This is a genomic window from Gammaproteobacteria bacterium (assembly GCA_019748175.1).
In the GTDB taxonomy this organism is placed as follows: domain Bacteria; phylum Pseudomonadota; class Gammaproteobacteria; order JAIEPX01; family JAIEPX01; genus JAIEPX01.
The window spans coordinates 97,470-112,381 of record JAIEPX010000003.1 but is presented as its reverse complement, the minus strand read 5'-3'; the positions used below and the strand labels follow the sequence as shown (position 1 = coordinate 112,381).

Genomic DNA, 14,912 nt, shown 5'->3' with positions numbered 1-14,912 from the left:
ACCATAATTAATGGTATAAATCAAGGGTTTCCTGACTTTCATTGAGTACTTCTCTTTTGTGCTGGGCAGTTTATATAGTCCCGCTAAAGCCTCAGGTTGATTTGTGGCTTGTTGCAGGTCACAATCCACATTTAACTCGCTTTTAAGCAGGATTACAGGTATTGAATACGGGTATTGAGAGCAGGCTTATTGAGGGTCTTAAGGACCTTGGGATGCCTGTCATTCCTTCACAAACTGAGCAGTTGCTACGTTATCTAGCCTTACTTACCAAGTGGAATAAGGCCTACAATCTCACGGCTGTAAGAGACACTTTGCAGATGGTGACCCGCCACATTCTCGATAGCTTGGCTATCCTCCCCTATCTTCAAGGCAAGCGAGTCCTAGATGTTGGGACTGGAGCTGGATTGCCTGGGATTCCTCTCGCTATAGTCGATCCCGAACGTAGTTATTGTCTACTCGATAGTAATGGCAAAAAGATTCGGTTTTTACAACAGGCCAATCTGGAACTTAGACTGCCCAATGTCATTTTTGTCGAAGATCGAGCAGAAAACTTTGTCACAGAGCAGTGTTTTGATAGTATAGTGGCGCGAGCAGTGGGTAGTATTAGCGAGATTCTGGAGCATACTAACCATTTGCTGTGTCCCAATGGACAGTGGTTACTTATGAAGGGCCATTTTCCTCAGGAAGAACTCGAACACGTCGGTTTGGAAAGTGACATTATTTCCTATCGAGTCCCGGGTTTGGATGAACAACGTCATCTTGTGCGATTGAGTAAGAGGATTAAAGATTGAGTAAAGTCATCGCTGTTGCGAATCAAAAAGGAGGCGTAGGAAAAACCACCACAAGTGTGAATTTAACCGCATCTCTTGCTGCAACTAAACGTAATGTGCTTTTAATTGATTTAGATCCGCAAGGAAATGCGACAGTGGGTTGTGGAATTCATTCTGAAGATTTTAATTTTTCCACCAATGAAGTGCTGCTAGGCGAATGTGAAATCGCCAACACCATTTTAAAAACGCCGCATAGTTTCGACTTGCTTCCAGCGAATTCATCACTGACTGTTGCTGAAGTTAGATTATTGCAGCAAAACGCTCGAGAATATGCTTTGGCAAAAGCACTCGAACCTGTTCGTTCTCTCTATGATTTTATTATTATCGATTGCCCACCAACGTTGAATATGTTGACAGTGAATGCTTTAGTTGCTGCGGATTCAATTTTGATTCCGATGCAATGCGAATATTATGCATTAGAAGGTTTAAAAGCATTATTGAGTACAATTGAACGTTTAAAACAATCGGCAAATCCAAAATTACATCTAGAAGGCCTATTACGCACTATGTATGATGGCCGCAATCGATTAACGCAAGAAATTTCAGATCAATTAAATCAAGTATTGGGTGATAAATTATTCCAGACGGTAATTCCGCGTAATGTTCGATTAGCCGAAGCACCGAGTCATGGATTGCCAGTACTTGTTTATGATAGTCGCTCACAAGGCGCAGCCGCACATTTAGCATTAGCCGGAGAATTGTTAAGACGACAGGCGAATGAAACCATGGTTACACCTGCTCGAGAAACTGAGCAGATGGAATAACTTTTTAGGAGAAGGGAAAGATGGAAGTAAAAAAACGCGGATTAGGAAGAGGTCTTAACGATTTAGGACTAAACGAATTGCTCAGCAGTGTGAATAGCACACTGAGTACGACTGAATCTAAAGTGAATGACCAAACATTACGACGACTTCCGGTAGAATTTTTACAAACAGGAAAATATCAACCACGAAAAGACTTTGATCCTGAAGCCCTCGCAGAGTTAGCGGATTCGATTCGAGCACAAGGCATTATTCAGCCCATTGTTGTGCGTGCAATCGCTCACAATCGTTATGAAATTATTGCAGGGGAACGTCGCTGGCGTGCAGCGCAACTTGCGAATTTGAGCGAAGTTCCTGTGATTGTTCGTGAAATGTCAGACGAATCTGCAATTGCCATGGCGTTGATCGAAAATATTCAACGAGAAGATCTGAATTCGATTGAAGAGGCTGAAGCAATGCAGCGTCTTGTAGATGAATTTGGGTTAACCCATCAACAGCTCTCTACAGCGGTTGGAAAATCACGAGCAGCGGTTACCAATTCATTGCGATTACTGCAATTAAGCAGTGATGTTAAAACGATGATTGAGCGCGGTGATTTAGATATGGGACATGGCCGTGCTTTATTGGCTTTGGATCGAGAAGGACAAATTAAGGCAGCAAAAATTATTGTCACCAAAGGTTTTTCTGTTAGAGAAACAGAAAATTTTGTACGAAGAATGCAGCAATCCGATAGTCCAGAAATAATCAAAAAATTGGACCCAGACACCCAACGTTTGCAAAATACCCTGAGTGATAAATTATCTGCCGATGTGCAGATTCATCATCAGGCTTCTGGCAAAGGTAAGTTAGTCATTAAATATAATTCTCTGGATGAATTGGATGGTATTGTTCAGCGATTTACAAAAGATGACTAGTTTTTTTGAAGGATACTTTATTTAACTACGAGCGTGGTTTGGCGAACTAAACTCAAAGTTCCTTCGAATTCATCATCGTCTACAATTTCCACATCAGCCCGCTGTGTCGCGGGCCTTTTTTGAGGAACTGGTTTAGGTTTTTCTTTGCGTTTAAAATGATTAATCTCATGTAGGGGCTGTAAAACACGGTAGTAATCTCGCCCCTTCTTATCAGGGTCAAATTTAGTATTATCAGTACTTTTATTCGTTCGAAACAAGCACATTTTTCCATAAAACAAATTATTGGATTGTAAGCGGGGATCTAATAAATGATGTGTTTTGTCATGATGAGATAATTCGTCTAAAAACGCGTTATACGCGTCTCGCGAGATATTCATAGAAATTTCAGAAAGGATATCAGCGGGTTGCTTTATCGTCTCTTGATCAGCCGCGTGGTTGACGCGGTTGGGTGAATTTTTCGGAAAACGATGACGAAATAGGAAATAGAATGGCCGCATTAAACATTGTTCATATGTTGGTAGATTAATCGCTGCTTGAATAAGAAGAAGACTTTCATCAGGGGTAAATATCGGTCTCTGATCGGTGAAGAGTAATGCACCTCTCAGTTTAGCTAAAACATCAGTTTTTGCCTTATGAACCTTGGAATATGCGATTTTTCCTGTATAAATTAATTTTTTGTTTAGCCGTAGCCGAAAGTTACAAAAACCTTTCGAATTAATATCAGGGCAAAAATAAATCATATTTGTTTTTAGTTGGCCATCTTTTGGGAAGTCTTTCACAAAGTCAAATTGGAGTTTTTTAGGGTTTAGACGTGACTTTAAGCAAATTTTTTCACGCGCTTCTTCTAATTCTTGTTGACAGAGCATGCTAACTGGATTAACTCCGATGTTTTCAAAGTCATTTCTGATGCCAGAATTTCGATTATCTTTTGCGGGTAGAGGTTCCTCTTTACGTTTTATAGGCCCCCCTTTTTTAGTTGCAAAATAGGAGTTTAAATTGACAGGATCACTTTTAAGGTTATCAATAAAACGGGCGTTAAGTGGAGCAGGGTCAGTTAAGGATTTCTGCTCAGTGTGTCCAGGAAGTTTTCTGATATAGCTCACTAATTGTTCAGTATCGGATGGGATATTTCGCTGCATAACAAGTGTAGCGAGAATGTCTTCACTGAGTAAACCTATCTCACAAAAGTGTTGTGTCATATTCAAGAGATTGTCTTCGTTATGTAAAAAATGACCCGTATGATTATCATAGCCAATAACTTTTCCCTTTGCATCAGTTGCAAGTCGCCCAGCAAAAAAAGGATGTCGATCTAAGCTTGAGTGAAAAACACTTTTCCCCGGCTCTTTAGAATCAACTGTGCTGTCTGCGAAAAAATCACCCGAGGTGGTCGCAACAAAAATAGCTTCACCAACATGTGTGCCATGTGCAGACATTTTTTCAGTAGAAAATGGATAAACTTTGAAACAACGATCATCATCATTGCCTTGAAGTGTCAATTGATAAAAATGTTCTGCCATTGGCAGTAATCGCTTTCCTTCAAGTTCCTTGCCTCGGTAAATTTTGACTTGGCGTATTAAATCTGTTTCTTGATAAGCTTCAGTCGCGAGTTTGGTAGTTCCTTTAACGAGAAGATGTTTCAAAAGATGGGCAACACTAAAAATGATAAACATTCGCCGTTCACGGGTTAGTTGTTCAGAAATGATTTTGGGTTTAAATATTTTGGTGGTTTTTACTGTAGATGAGCGCATGACTTTTTCAAGTTTTTCACGCTTGATCTCGGGGTCCTGCTCATTATTCCAGTCGACTAAGTCCTCGAGTAATTGACGAAGTGGCGCTTTTGTTGGCGCATCGTGTACAAAATCGGGTTTAAAGGGGAGCCTTTTGTCTCGATGTTCAATTTTTTTTTGTAATTCTTGATCGATTAATTGCCGAAGAAGTGGTTTATCTAGCGTATGCTGTTTTTGATCCGTATGTAATAATTGCAACTCTGCATCAGTGGGGCCTCTAAAAATCAAGCGCATGATATCTCGACATTGATCATGTAGTTCTTCTATCGCAGGATTCCCAGTGAATTTTTTTAATGAATTAGTCAGCGTAATCAAGGCATCAAGGCGAGTTGACAAAGTATTAGCGTCATATACAGTAGATAATGAAGACAGAATGTTATCTGTGTCAGAATAAGACAACTGATGTTGATCAGCCAATGTTTTAAATTGATTGACTGACATCAGTTCCCACAGGGAATGCTCTGAGGCTCTTTTCATTTACAGTCTCTTTTAAAATTCAGATAAAATTCTTTTTTGATTATTTTGTAATCGAAAGGATGTTTCTTCACCAACTTCATGTATAAGCTGTTTCATGAATGACTCTTTGGGAGTAAATGATTTATATTGGTCGACTTTCAATTTGTTTAAAACATCTTCTAGGTCGGCAATACCATCTACGAGCCCTAAATCAACAGCTTCAGAGCCTGTCCAAAAATCACCCGAAAAAAGCTCGTTAACATCACCTTTAAGTTTTTTACCGCGTGTCGCTTTAACATCGTCGATAAAATGCGAGTGTACAATCGATAGAACCTGATGAATTTTCGTTTCATCTTCAGGTGCTAATGGTTTAAAGGGATCGAATCGATCTTTGTGTACACCCGCTGTAAATACACGACGTTCTATACCCACTTTTTTAATGGCATTAGAAAAATCAAAGCCCGAATTGAGCACACCAATAGATCCAGTGATAGTATTTTGGTTTACGTAAATAACATCTGCAGCAACGGCGACTAAATAAGCTGCTGAAGTGAGCATTTCTCCACCAACAGCGATGACCTCTGTTTTAGGGTGTAATTTTTTTTGTCGAAGAATTTCCTTGTAAATCTCTGAAGCGTTCACGGGAGTCCCGCCCGGTGAATCAATTAACAAAATGACCGCACGTGCCTCTTTGTCTTTAAATGCCTTTTGAATTTGAGGTATTGCTCGTCTTGCCGAAAAAGCAGCTTCAGGAAGTATTTCGCCATCCAACTTTACGAGTGCAACATAAGGTTTGCTATGGTCAAATCGATCATCATCAATATTGCTGGAAATGGCAAGACCAATAAAAGACAGTATCAATATTAGTGTAAAAACTAGCCCCAAACCAAAACGTAGATTACGCCAAAAACGCTCTCTTTTGCGATCTTGCAGTAAATCTTGAATTATACTATCAGTAGGTTGTTCATTCATTGTGGGCCCTCTCTAACGGCTTGTAATCAGGTCCCTGAGTCTAGCAGATTAGGTGTGCACTATCCAGGTTGGACTTTGGTTGCCAGCATCTCCCGGTTAAGGATTTTGGGATTTTAGATCACTCAATGCCCTGTATTTAGGGCTGTTGATTTTAAAATCCCTCATCGCGAAAGGAAAATCTTCTGACATCTTGTATTCTGTAATCCAAGGGAAAAGTGCTGTATAATGTTGCCTGTTTCATTATTACAACGTATGAGACAAGGTGAAAGTATGCTAAGTATAGGTCTAATGAGCGGCACATCGATGGATGGGATCGATGCTGCATTACTGGAAACTGACGGAACTCCAGCGCTCTTGATCGAAAGAGGGCACGCTACTCTCCCCTACTCCGATGAATTTAAATTACTGTTGAAAATGGCAGAATTTGTCATTCGAAAATATCAGGGAAATTTGACTGAATCAGGAACCTATTTTCAAGAATCAATAACAGAATTTTTAACGCACGAACTCAATATCACTTCGAAAAATAGTGATGACATGCTCAAAGATTTTGCAGCATATCTACATGGCGAAAAATCAAACCACCTTCCGATTACTCTCGATGCTATTATCAATTATTCAACGCAATTAAATGGTCATCTTGTTCATCAATTAATTGCTGAATTAGGATACGATTCAACTCAAATTGATGTTGTAGGATATCACGGACAATGTATGTTCCATCAACCAAAAAGAAAAGTATCGATTATTGTAGGTAATGGTCAACAATTGGCGAATCAAGTTAATATTACGGTGGTTAATGATTTTCGTCGATGTGATATTGCTGCGGGTGGATTAGGTGCCCCATTTGCACCGCTTTATCATCATGCATTGGCTGTGAGAGATAATAAAATGCCTATTGCTTTCGTCAATTGCGGTGGAATTTCTAATATCACTTTGATCAGTGGAAAAAATGAAAATGATTTGCTGGCTTTTGATACGGGCCCTGGAAACAATTTAATTGATCGTCTGGTAAGATTACGCACAAGCGGACAAGAAAATATGGACATCAATGGACAATATGGTTTGCGTGGAACAATTAATGAAAAAATGATCGAGTTATTGTACGCAAAATCCACTCATCAACAGAATCAGAATTATTTTTTATTGCAGCCTCCTAAATCATTGGATGTAGGTGAAATGCAACTCATTCCTGAATTGGAAGCTTTATCACTTGAAGATGCTTGCGCAACATTAGAAGCGTTCACGGCGAGAATGATTGTTAAAAGTCTTGATTTAGTACGAACACCATTGCCTTTTCAATGGATATTGGCAGGTGGTGGATGGAAGAATCCCGTTATTGTTAGGGAGTTTCAGCGGTCTTTAAAAAATAAATTGGGAGAGAGTGTTAGCATACAACACGCTGACGAAATGGGTTGGAACAGTCAAGCAATGGAAGCACAAATTTTCGCGTATTTTGCAGTGCGTAGTTTACAAAATAAACCATTAAGCGTATTCGGCACTACGCAAGTTCCCATACCCATGTCAGGAGGCCATGCCCATGTTCCATTAGTCGGATCAACGCCCGCAGTGAATAACCTTTTAAAGCTAAATTCGGCTGTGTTGCAGGGGTATCAAGTGAAGAGTGATGGCGTTAAACCTTCACTCTCAAGGCAGAATCTAGATTGACAGTAAACCAAACTTTCTCATATAAATTGACAAAGTCTAACCGTTGATTTAACCTGAACTTAACTTCCTAATCTAATATAAAGTGGAGTGGTAATGAAGTATTCCGCCAAAGCTTGGGAAAAAGTGGCCCCAATTTACAAAGCAGTAATTCAACATCCGTTTAATCAAGAATTGATGAAAGGAACATTGAGTCAAGAAAAGTTCATTTATTATATAGAACAGGATATCCTTTTTCTTAATGAGCTGTCAGGCTGCCTCGCGCTAATTGCTTCAAAAATCCAACCCGAACATTCGAACACCTTTTTGGAACTTGCACATAGCGTTTCTCTAGATTCTGAAGCAATTTCAAAACAATACCGTATTGATACAGAAGAATGTAAAAAAAATCATAAGCTATCTCGTGCCACGCTCAGTTATACGAGTTATTTATGGCGCACTTCTGCAGTGGATCCAGTTGAAGTAGCGGTGGCTGCCATTCTGCCCAGCTATTGGGTGTATTACGAGAGTAATGTTAATCTTTCTCAATCAGTATCCGCAAATAATCCTTATCTATCGTGGATTGAAAGATTCACGACAAAAGAATTTGATGCAGAAGTTAAAACTGTAATCGCTATTTTTGATGCCTTAGCAGAAAATACAACAGAAGAAAACCGCAAAAAAATGTTAGAAGCTTTTTGTAAAAGCGCAATGCTTGAGTGGCATTTTTGGAACGATGTATACGAAGCCATCATCTTCGAAAAAGTCTAGCTATTTACCTCTTGATGGAAACGTCCATATTATACCTAGATTGGGCGAAAAAATGGATTTTAAAATCATCGTTTATCAAGAGTAAACTCCGGTTTTAAAATCCATTTTTTCACCCAATCTGGACAAAATCTGAACGTTTTAGCCATTCAGGCAAAGGGTTCAAAGTTTAGCTAAATAATTTTTCTAAACTTGCGCTTCTTTTTCCATAGCTGCATTGTATTCGCCATTTGTTGCAGCGGAATTTAATTTCGCTCGCATCAAAAGTGCATTTTGACTCATCTGAATATTATCTGATTTTCCTTCCCAGCTGTTTAATGCGGGTTCTTGTAGTGCTCTACCATAAGAAAAACTGAGATGCCAGGGATGTGGGCCCAATTTATTCATAGCATCTAAATTGGCAGTGGCTTGTTGGGGTGTTTGGCCGCCTGATAAAAAATTAATGCTGGGCACTGCTGAAGGAACTGTTCGTTTTAGTACTGCCATAGTTTCATGTGCCACTTGTGCTGCGGTTGATTGTTGTGCGTGTTTATTTCCGGCTATAACCATGCTGGGTTTTAAAATAATATATTCAAGTTTTACACCATAGATAAACAGCGCATTAAAAACTTCGTAGAGTGCCCACTGAGTGACTTTAGAGCAGTGCTCAATTGAATGATCACCATCCATTAATAATTCTGGTTCAACAATTGGTACTATGCCGTTTTCTTGGCAAATAGCAGCATAACGAGCTAGGCCGTCAGCATTCGAATGAATGGCAACATAAGAAGGGCAGATGTCGCTAATAGTGTAAACAGCCCGCCATTTTGCAAAACGCGCGCCTTGCTTTTTATATTCTTGTAATCGTTCATGTAAATTATCCCAGCCTTGAGTAGTTTTTTCATTTTGACTGTTTGCCAATGGCACTAAGCCTTTATCGACTTTAATTCCGGGAACGATATTTTTTGAAGCTAATAATGCGGGCAGAGAGAGCCCGTTTGTTGATTGACCTAGTGTTTCCTCATATAAAATAACGCCACTGATGTAATTATTTAAATTGTCAGTGTTGAATAACATATGTCGATACGCTAATCGAGTATCTTCAGAGCACGGAATTTTTTTTGCGTCAAAACGTTTAGTGATTGTGCTGGTGCTTTCGTCGGCTGCTAAAATGCCTTTTCCAGGAAGAACTAAATCATTAATCGTTTTTTGTAACTCAGCTTGAATGGTCGTCATGTCAAAATTCCCTGAGAAGTAAGTGATGAAAACAAGAAGATCGCGTTAACATAGTGAAAACGCGATCCGCTAAATTAATTAATTTCCAACGATTTTTCGTCGCTGCTGATAGTGCAATTATGCTTTCGACTAATATTAGTAACGATAGCATTATGAAAAACACCGTTGCTATCATCAATCATATTTGCAGAGACCCAGCATACTGCTTTGACATCAGCAGTTTGATCAAAAATATCAGTTAAGCCGAATCCATCATCTTCAACAACAGCAACAGCGAGTTCTGATGGAGAGTTGACTGTGACAGTGCTTGACCAGCTTTGGCCTTTGCTCAATGGGGACATTCCAAAAACGGTGCCTGACAGATCTATTTTGGCATCAGAAATAACGCCGGTTAGCATTGCTTTATCAGAATGATTAGAGATGCTGAAGGGTTTCGCTGTTGATGCAATAGCAGGAATGGCAAAAGTAGAGCATAGGGCTATAGTGATTAATTGTTTTTTCATAGGATATTTCTCCAGTAAGTTGATCTATAAATATGACACATGCACAAATACGCTATGATTTTATACTGAATGACCAGGTGAAATCAATGAAAATGTCATATCTAGCCTCCACAATCCCCTCAGAACATTCTTGATCGTCATTCCTTTGCTCTGATACTATGCACCCCTATTAAAGCTGAGGGACGATTAGGTGTATTCAAAACAAGTATGGGAAAAAGTAAGTCCGGTCATCGATGCCATTATGGAGCATCCGTTCAACCAAGAATTGGCATTAGGGGCACTTAGCGAAGACAAATTCGCTTTTTATATTGAGCAAGACAGTCGATTCTTGCAAGATTTTGCAATGAGTCACGCTATCATTGCCACAAAGATTTCTGCAGAATTTATTCTGCCTTTTTTGCAATTTGCGAGTAATACAATCAAGGAAGAGCAAGAAATTGTGCATGAGTATTTTAGAAAAATATACAATTTTACAAGCACAGGAAAAATCACGCCGGCCACACTGAGTTACACCAGTTACCTTCTTCGAGTTTGCTCATTGGAACCCGTTGAAGTCGGGGTGGCAGCAGTATTGCCGTGTTTTTGGGTTTATCGTGAAGTGGGTTTGGCCATTGCAAAAAATTCAGCATCGAACAATCCTTATTCCCGCTGGATAGAAACCTACGCAAGCGATGGTTTTTCAAAGACAGTGAGCGAAGTTATCAGGATTTTCGATGCTTTAGCTACAAAAACAACTCCAGAGATTCGAGAAAGGATGTACGAAGCCTTTTATAACACAACAGTGCTAGAGTGGCATTTTTGGAATGACGCTTACTATCAAAACGTCTTCGATGAAATCGCCCTAAACACCGTCACTACGAGTTGAATCTCAATACTCATATCGCTATACTGCCGGACGTTTTATGAGTGAGGTTAGTAAGTGGAGTTACGGCACATAACAGATCATTATCAGCGGCAGGCCTATTACTTTATGGTCTTCCAGGTTGGGATAGCATTAGTATTTGGGCTCATAATTTGGCTTGTATGGGGATTTCGTTCAGGCGCTTCAGTGTGGGTTGGTGGATTGACTTGTGCCATCCCTCATCTGTATTTTGCGCATCGATTTTTCACGGCAACGGGGGCATTAGCTGCGAAGCAGATCGTTCGTGGCATGTACAGGGCTGAAATAGTCAAATTATTGTTGACTGTGTTCTTAATTGTGATAGTGTTCAAGACCCTGCCGGTTGACGTGTTAGCCTTCTTCATAGGCTTCATTTTGGCCCAGATAACGGCTTTTGTGATGATACAACGGTTTTTTCGAAATACGAGATCGGTTGAGTAAATATGACTGAACAACATACATTGACAGCATCTGAGTATATTCAGCATCATTTGACAAATTTGCAGTTCAACGTCAAAACTATGACTTTTGGTGAAGGCGGTGGATTTTGGACGCTGAATGTCGATACTTTCCTTATTTCTGTTACCCTTGGTCTAATTATGATTTTGCTATTTGGCAAAGTGGCAAAGTCTATGACATCAGGCGTACCAGGCAAGCTTCAAAATTTTATCGAAGTGATTTTCGGATTCGTTGACCAGCAAGTAAAAGACACTTTTCATGGTCGTAGCATATTGATTGCTCCACTGGCGTTGACGATTTTCACCTGGGTCTTTTTAATGAATTTGATGGATCTTATTCCCGTGGATGTCCTGCCTCGTGCGGCAGGCGCTGTAGGCGTTCAGCATCTACGTGTAGTGCCCACAACAGATTTATCCACGACATTCGGGATGTCGATCACTGTTTTCTTTCTGATTTTGTTCTACAGCTTTAAAGTAAAAGGACTCAAAGGCGTTTTCTTAGAGTTTTTCACAAAGCCCTTTGGGATATGGTTTTTTCCGGTGAATTTCATCATGCGTGTGGTCGAAGAACTGGCCAGACCGATTTCACTGGCTCTCCGGTTGTTTGGTAATATGTTTGCAGGCGAACTCATTTTCATTTTGATCGCCTTGCTTCCCTGGTATCTGCAATGGCCCCTTGCCCTGCCTTGGGCGCTGTTTCATATATTGATCATTACCTTACAAGCCTTTATTTTCATGGTATTGACAATTGTGTATCTGAGCTTAGCATGCGAAGATCATTAACATTTTTAAAAAGGAGCAACAATGGATAATTTAGTAGCACATTTACAAGGTATGACAGCAATCGCTGTGGGCATCATGATTGGTATGGGTGCGTTAGGTACCGCTATCGGATTTGGTTTATTAGGTGGTAAGTTTCTTGAAGGGTCTGCTCGTCAGCCTGAGATGGTTCCTATGCTCCAAGTGAAAATGTTCATCGTTGCGGGTCTTTTGGACGCGGTGTCAATGATTGGTATCGGTTTGGCGCTTTGGTTCACAGTAAAGAGCCCATTCCTTGCTACATTAATGGAATTCGCACCTAAAGCAGCCGGCGGTTAAGTTTACGCATCAGTTTGGAGTTTAAGCGGTGGATATAAACGTTACATTAATTGGCCAAATGATCGCATTTGCGATGTTTATCTTCGTAACAATGCGATATATCTGGCCTCCGATATTAAATGCTCTGGACGAGCGGCAAAAGCGAATTGCTGAAGGGTTACAGGCTGCTGAGCGAAGTGAAAATGAGCTCAAATTGTCGCAGAAAAACATTGCTGATCAATTGCGAGAGGCAAAACATCAAGCGACTGAAATTATTGAGCACGCTAATCAACGCGCTGTCAGAATTGTAGAAGAAGGTAAAGAGATCGCAGATAAAGAAGGTAAGCGATTACTTGAAATGGCTCAGAATGATATCGAACAAGAGCGGCTATCAGTACGTGATGTGTTAATGAAAGAGTTATCTGAAATTACAATTCAAGGTGTTGAGAAAATTCTTCAAAAAAATATTGATCATGCAACTCACTCTCGTTTAGTGGATCAGCTCATCGCTGAAATTCCAGGAGCTTAGGATGTCAGAAGCGCGCACAGTAGCTCGTCCTTATGCTGAAGCAGCATTGCATTTTGCAACTCAAAATGGCACAACACTGGAATGGTCGAATCAGTTGGCGCTTTTGTCTGCAATTTCTTCTAATGAGCTAGCCAAAGAATTAATCAAAGATCCTCGGATATCATTAGAGCAGCAAGTTGAATTATTTTCTGATGTGGCAGTTTCGGTACTGGATGAGAATGGACGAAATTTTGTTCAATTATTGGCAGAATATCGCCGCTTAATTTTACTGCCCGAAATATTTCAAGAATATCAACGATTGTTAGCAGAACAAGAACGCCAAATCACCGCTGAAGTTCGTACGGCACAACCATTGACCGATGAACAAATTGCGCAAATGTCAGCGGCATTAAAAAAACGTTTTGATTCTGCTGTGATTATAAAAGCAGTCATTGATGAATCACTTTTAGGTGGTGCATTGATTCAAATTGGTGATTTAGTAATTGATGGTTCGTTGCGTGGTCGTTTAACATCAATGGCCGCAGCTTTACGTAGCTGAATGTGAAACAGATATTATAGAGGAATACAGATATGCAAATTAATCCTTCTGAAATTAGTGATCTAATACGTCAACGTATTAGTCAATTCGATGTCACTGCTCAATTGCGAACAGAAGGGACTATTGTCAGCGTCAAAGACGGAATTTTACGCATTCACGGAATTCATTCTGTGATGGCGAGCGAAATGATCGAATTACCCGGTGGTTTATTTGGTATTGCACTCAATTTGGAAGAAGATTCTGTGGGTGCGGTTGTGATGGGTGATTACGAGGGTTTATCTGAAGGCGATACTGTAAAATGTACGGGTCGTATTCTTGAAGTTCCTGTAGGTGAAGGATTGCTAGGTCGTGTGGTTGATGCATTAGGAAATCCGTATGATGGTCTCGGTGAGATTCAAGCAACTGAAATGTCTGCGATCGAAAAAGTGGCGCCAGGTGTGATTGCTCGTCAATCAGTAAGCCAGCCCTTACAAACAGGACTAAAGGCAATCGATGCGCTCGTTCCGATTGGACGAGGTCAGCGTGAGCTAATTATTGGTGACCGTCAAACAGGTAAAACTGCCATTGCAATCGATACCATTATTAATCAAAAAAACACGGGCGTTAAATGTATTTATGTTGCGATTGGTCAAAAAGCCTCTTCTATCGCTAACGTAAAACGTAAATTAGAAGAACACGGTGCAATGGATTATACGATTATTGTTGCTGCACCTGCTGCTGATCCTGCTGCATTACAGTATCTTGCGCCGTACACCGGTTGTACAATGGGTGAATATTTCCGTGACAAGGGCGAAGACGCGTTAATTATTTATGATGACTTAACGAAACACGCGTGGGCGTATCGACAAATTTCATTGTTATTGCGTCGACCACCTGGACGTGAAGCGTATCCTGGTGATGTGTTTTATCTGCACTCCCGATTACTTGAGCGCGCATCGCGAGTAAATCCAGAATTTGTTGAAAAAATGACCAATGGAAAAGTCAAAGGACAAACAGGATCGTTAACTGCATTGCCGATTATTGAAACGCAAGCAGGTGACGTATCTGCATTCGTACCTACCAATGTTATTTCTATTACAGATGGTCAGATTTATCTTGAAACCGATTTGTTTAATTCAGGTATTCGTCCCGCAATGAATGCTGGTTTGTCAGTGTCTCGTGTTGGTGGTGCTGCACAAACGAAAATCGTCAAAAAATACGGTGGTGGTATGCGTATTGCCCAAGCGCAATATCGTGAATTAGCAGCGTTTGCTCAATTTGCTTCTGATCTAGACGAGACCACTCGTAAACAATTAGAGCGCGGACAACGCAGTACGCAAGTATTAAAACAAAAACAATATACTCCGCTATCTGTAGTTGAAATGGCGATGAGTTTATTCATTCTTGATCAAGGTTATTTGGATGATGTTCCGATTAATGAAGTGTGTGCGTTTGAGCATGCGTTGCATGTTTTTATGCGAGACAAATATCCTCAAGTGATTGAGCAAGTGAACAAAAATCCTGACACGAGCGAGGAAACATTGAGTAAGCTGAAAGAAATTGTTCTCGAATTCAAAAAAACGCAGACATGGTAGAATAAT

16 protein-coding genes are annotated in these 14,912 nt (G+C 40.2%); 12 read left to right on the top strand and 4 right to left on the bottom strand.

The genetic code is table 11. The features are described 5' to 3' along the window. Window positions 1-212: 212 nt before the first annotated feature. From rsmG to K2X50_01615, 3 genes are read left to right on the top strand one after another with little or no spacing between them, the layout of a single operon-like run. Window positions 213-791, top strand: coding sequence for a 16S rRNA (guanine(527)-N(7))-methyltransferase RsmG (gene rsmG, locus K2X50_01625; GenBank protein ID MBX9585934.1), 579 nt, complete (start codon window positions 213-215; stop codon window positions 789-791). Beyond that, on the top strand, window positions 788-1,594 hold the full coding sequence (locus K2X50_01620) for an AAA family ATPase (protein MBX9585933.1): 807 nt from the start codon (window positions 788-790) through the stop codon (window positions 1,592-1,594). The genes rsmG and K2X50_01620 overlap by 4 nt, the downstream gene beginning before the upstream one ends. A 20-nt stretch (window positions 1,595-1,614) precedes the next feature. After that, window positions 1,615-2,505 carry a ParB/RepB/Spo0J family partition protein gene (locus tag K2X50_01615; GenBank protein MBX9585932.1) on the top strand — a complete coding sequence of 297 codons (891 nt, stop codon included), beginning with the start codon at window positions 1,615-1,617 and terminating at the stop codon, window positions 2,503-2,505. Window positions 2,506-2,522: 17 nt separating this feature from the next. Here K2X50_01615 and K2X50_01610 read toward each other — a convergent pair whose 3' ends face one another. Beyond that, a complete protein-coding gene (locus tag K2X50_01610) occupies window positions 2,523-4,769 on the bottom strand; it encodes a hypothetical protein (GenBank protein ID MBX9585931.1) in 2,247 nt (748 codons plus the stop codon). A 12-nt stretch (window positions 4,770-4,781) separates the two neighbouring features. Continuing rightward, a complete protein-coding gene (locus K2X50_01605) occupies window positions 4,782-5,720 on the bottom strand; it encodes a S49 family peptidase (GenBank protein MBX9585930.1) in 939 nt (312 codons plus the stop codon). A gap of 270 nt (window positions 5,721-5,990) precedes the next feature. Here K2X50_01605 and K2X50_01600 point away from each other — a divergent pair, with 270 nt between their 5' ends. Both K2X50_01600 and K2X50_01595 read left to right on the top strand, forming a co-directional pair. Beyond that, the gene (locus K2X50_01600) at window positions 5,991-7,388 is read left to right on the top strand and encodes an anhydro-N-acetylmuramic acid kinase (GenBank protein MBX9585929.1); all 1,398 of its coding nucleotides are present in this window, start codon (window positions 5,991-5,993) and stop codon (window positions 7,386-7,388) included. A 93-nt stretch (window positions 7,389-7,481) separates the two neighbouring features. Further along, a complete protein-coding gene (locus K2X50_01595; protein MBX9585928.1) occupies window positions 7,482-8,135 on the top strand; it encodes a TenA family protein in 654 nt (217 codons plus the stop codon). A gap of 183 nt (window positions 8,136-8,318) precedes the next feature. Here K2X50_01595 and K2X50_01590 read toward each other — a convergent pair whose 3' ends face one another. Together K2X50_01590 and K2X50_01585 are read right to left on the bottom strand one after the other, a co-directional pair. After that, window positions 8,319-9,347 carry a fructose-bisphosphate aldolase class I gene (locus K2X50_01590; GenBank protein ID MBX9585927.1) on the bottom strand — a complete coding sequence of 343 codons (1,029 nt, stop codon included), beginning with the start codon at window positions 9,345-9,347 and terminating at the stop codon, window positions 8,319-8,321. Between the two features lie 74 nt (window positions 9,348-9,421). Then, window positions 9,422-9,850, bottom strand: coding sequence for a hypothetical protein (locus K2X50_01585; protein MBX9585926.1), 429 nt, complete (start codon window positions 9,848-9,850; stop codon window positions 9,422-9,424). Between the two features lie 190 nt (window positions 9,851-10,040). Between K2X50_01585 and tenA the strand changes: the two genes are divergently transcribed. Genes tenA through atpA form a run of 7 tightly spaced genes read left to right on the top strand, consistent with a single transcriptional unit; the run spans window position 10,041 to window position 14,906 of the window. Continuing rightward, window positions 10,041-10,715 carry a thiaminase II gene (tenA, locus tag K2X50_01580; GenBank protein ID MBX9585925.1) on the top strand — a complete coding sequence of 225 codons (675 nt, stop codon included), beginning with the start codon at window positions 10,041-10,043 and terminating at the stop codon, window positions 10,713-10,715. A 54-nt stretch (window positions 10,716-10,769) separates the two neighbouring features. Then, entirely contained in the window at window positions 10,770-11,171 is a 402-nt protein-coding gene (locus tag K2X50_01575) for an ATP synthase subunit I (protein MBX9585924.1), read from the top strand. A gap of 2 nt (window positions 11,172-11,173) precedes the next feature. Continuing rightward, complete coding sequence (gene atpB / locus K2X50_01570; protein ID MBX9585923.1) at window positions 11,174-11,971, top strand: F0F1 ATP synthase subunit A; 798 nt, start codon at window positions 11,174-11,176, stop codon at window positions 11,969-11,971. Between the two features lie 21 nt (window positions 11,972-11,992). Then, window positions 11,993-12,286: a F0F1 ATP synthase subunit C gene (gene atpE, locus K2X50_01565; protein ID MBX9585922.1), complete on the top strand. Its 294-nt coding sequence runs from the start codon at window positions 11,993-11,995 to the stop codon at window positions 12,284-12,286. A 28-nt stretch (window positions 12,287-12,314) separates the two neighbouring features. After that, a complete protein-coding gene (locus tag K2X50_01560; GenBank protein ID MBX9585921.1) occupies window positions 12,315-12,794 on the top strand; it encodes a F0F1 ATP synthase subunit B in 480 nt (159 codons plus the stop codon). Window position 12,795: 1 nt separating this feature from the next. Then, the gene (locus tag K2X50_01555; protein ID MBX9585920.1) at window positions 12,796-13,332 is read left to right on the top strand and encodes a F0F1 ATP synthase subunit delta; all 537 of its coding nucleotides are present in this window, start codon (window positions 12,796-12,798) and stop codon (window positions 13,330-13,332) included. Window positions 13,333-13,364: 32 nt separating this feature from the next. Further along, window positions 13,365-14,906 (top strand): F0F1 ATP synthase subunit alpha, encoded by a 1,542-nt coding sequence (gene atpA, locus K2X50_01550; protein ID MBX9585919.1) that lies wholly within the window; start codon window positions 13,365-13,367, stop codon window positions 14,904-14,906. Window positions 14,907-14,912: the final 6 nt, after the last annotated feature.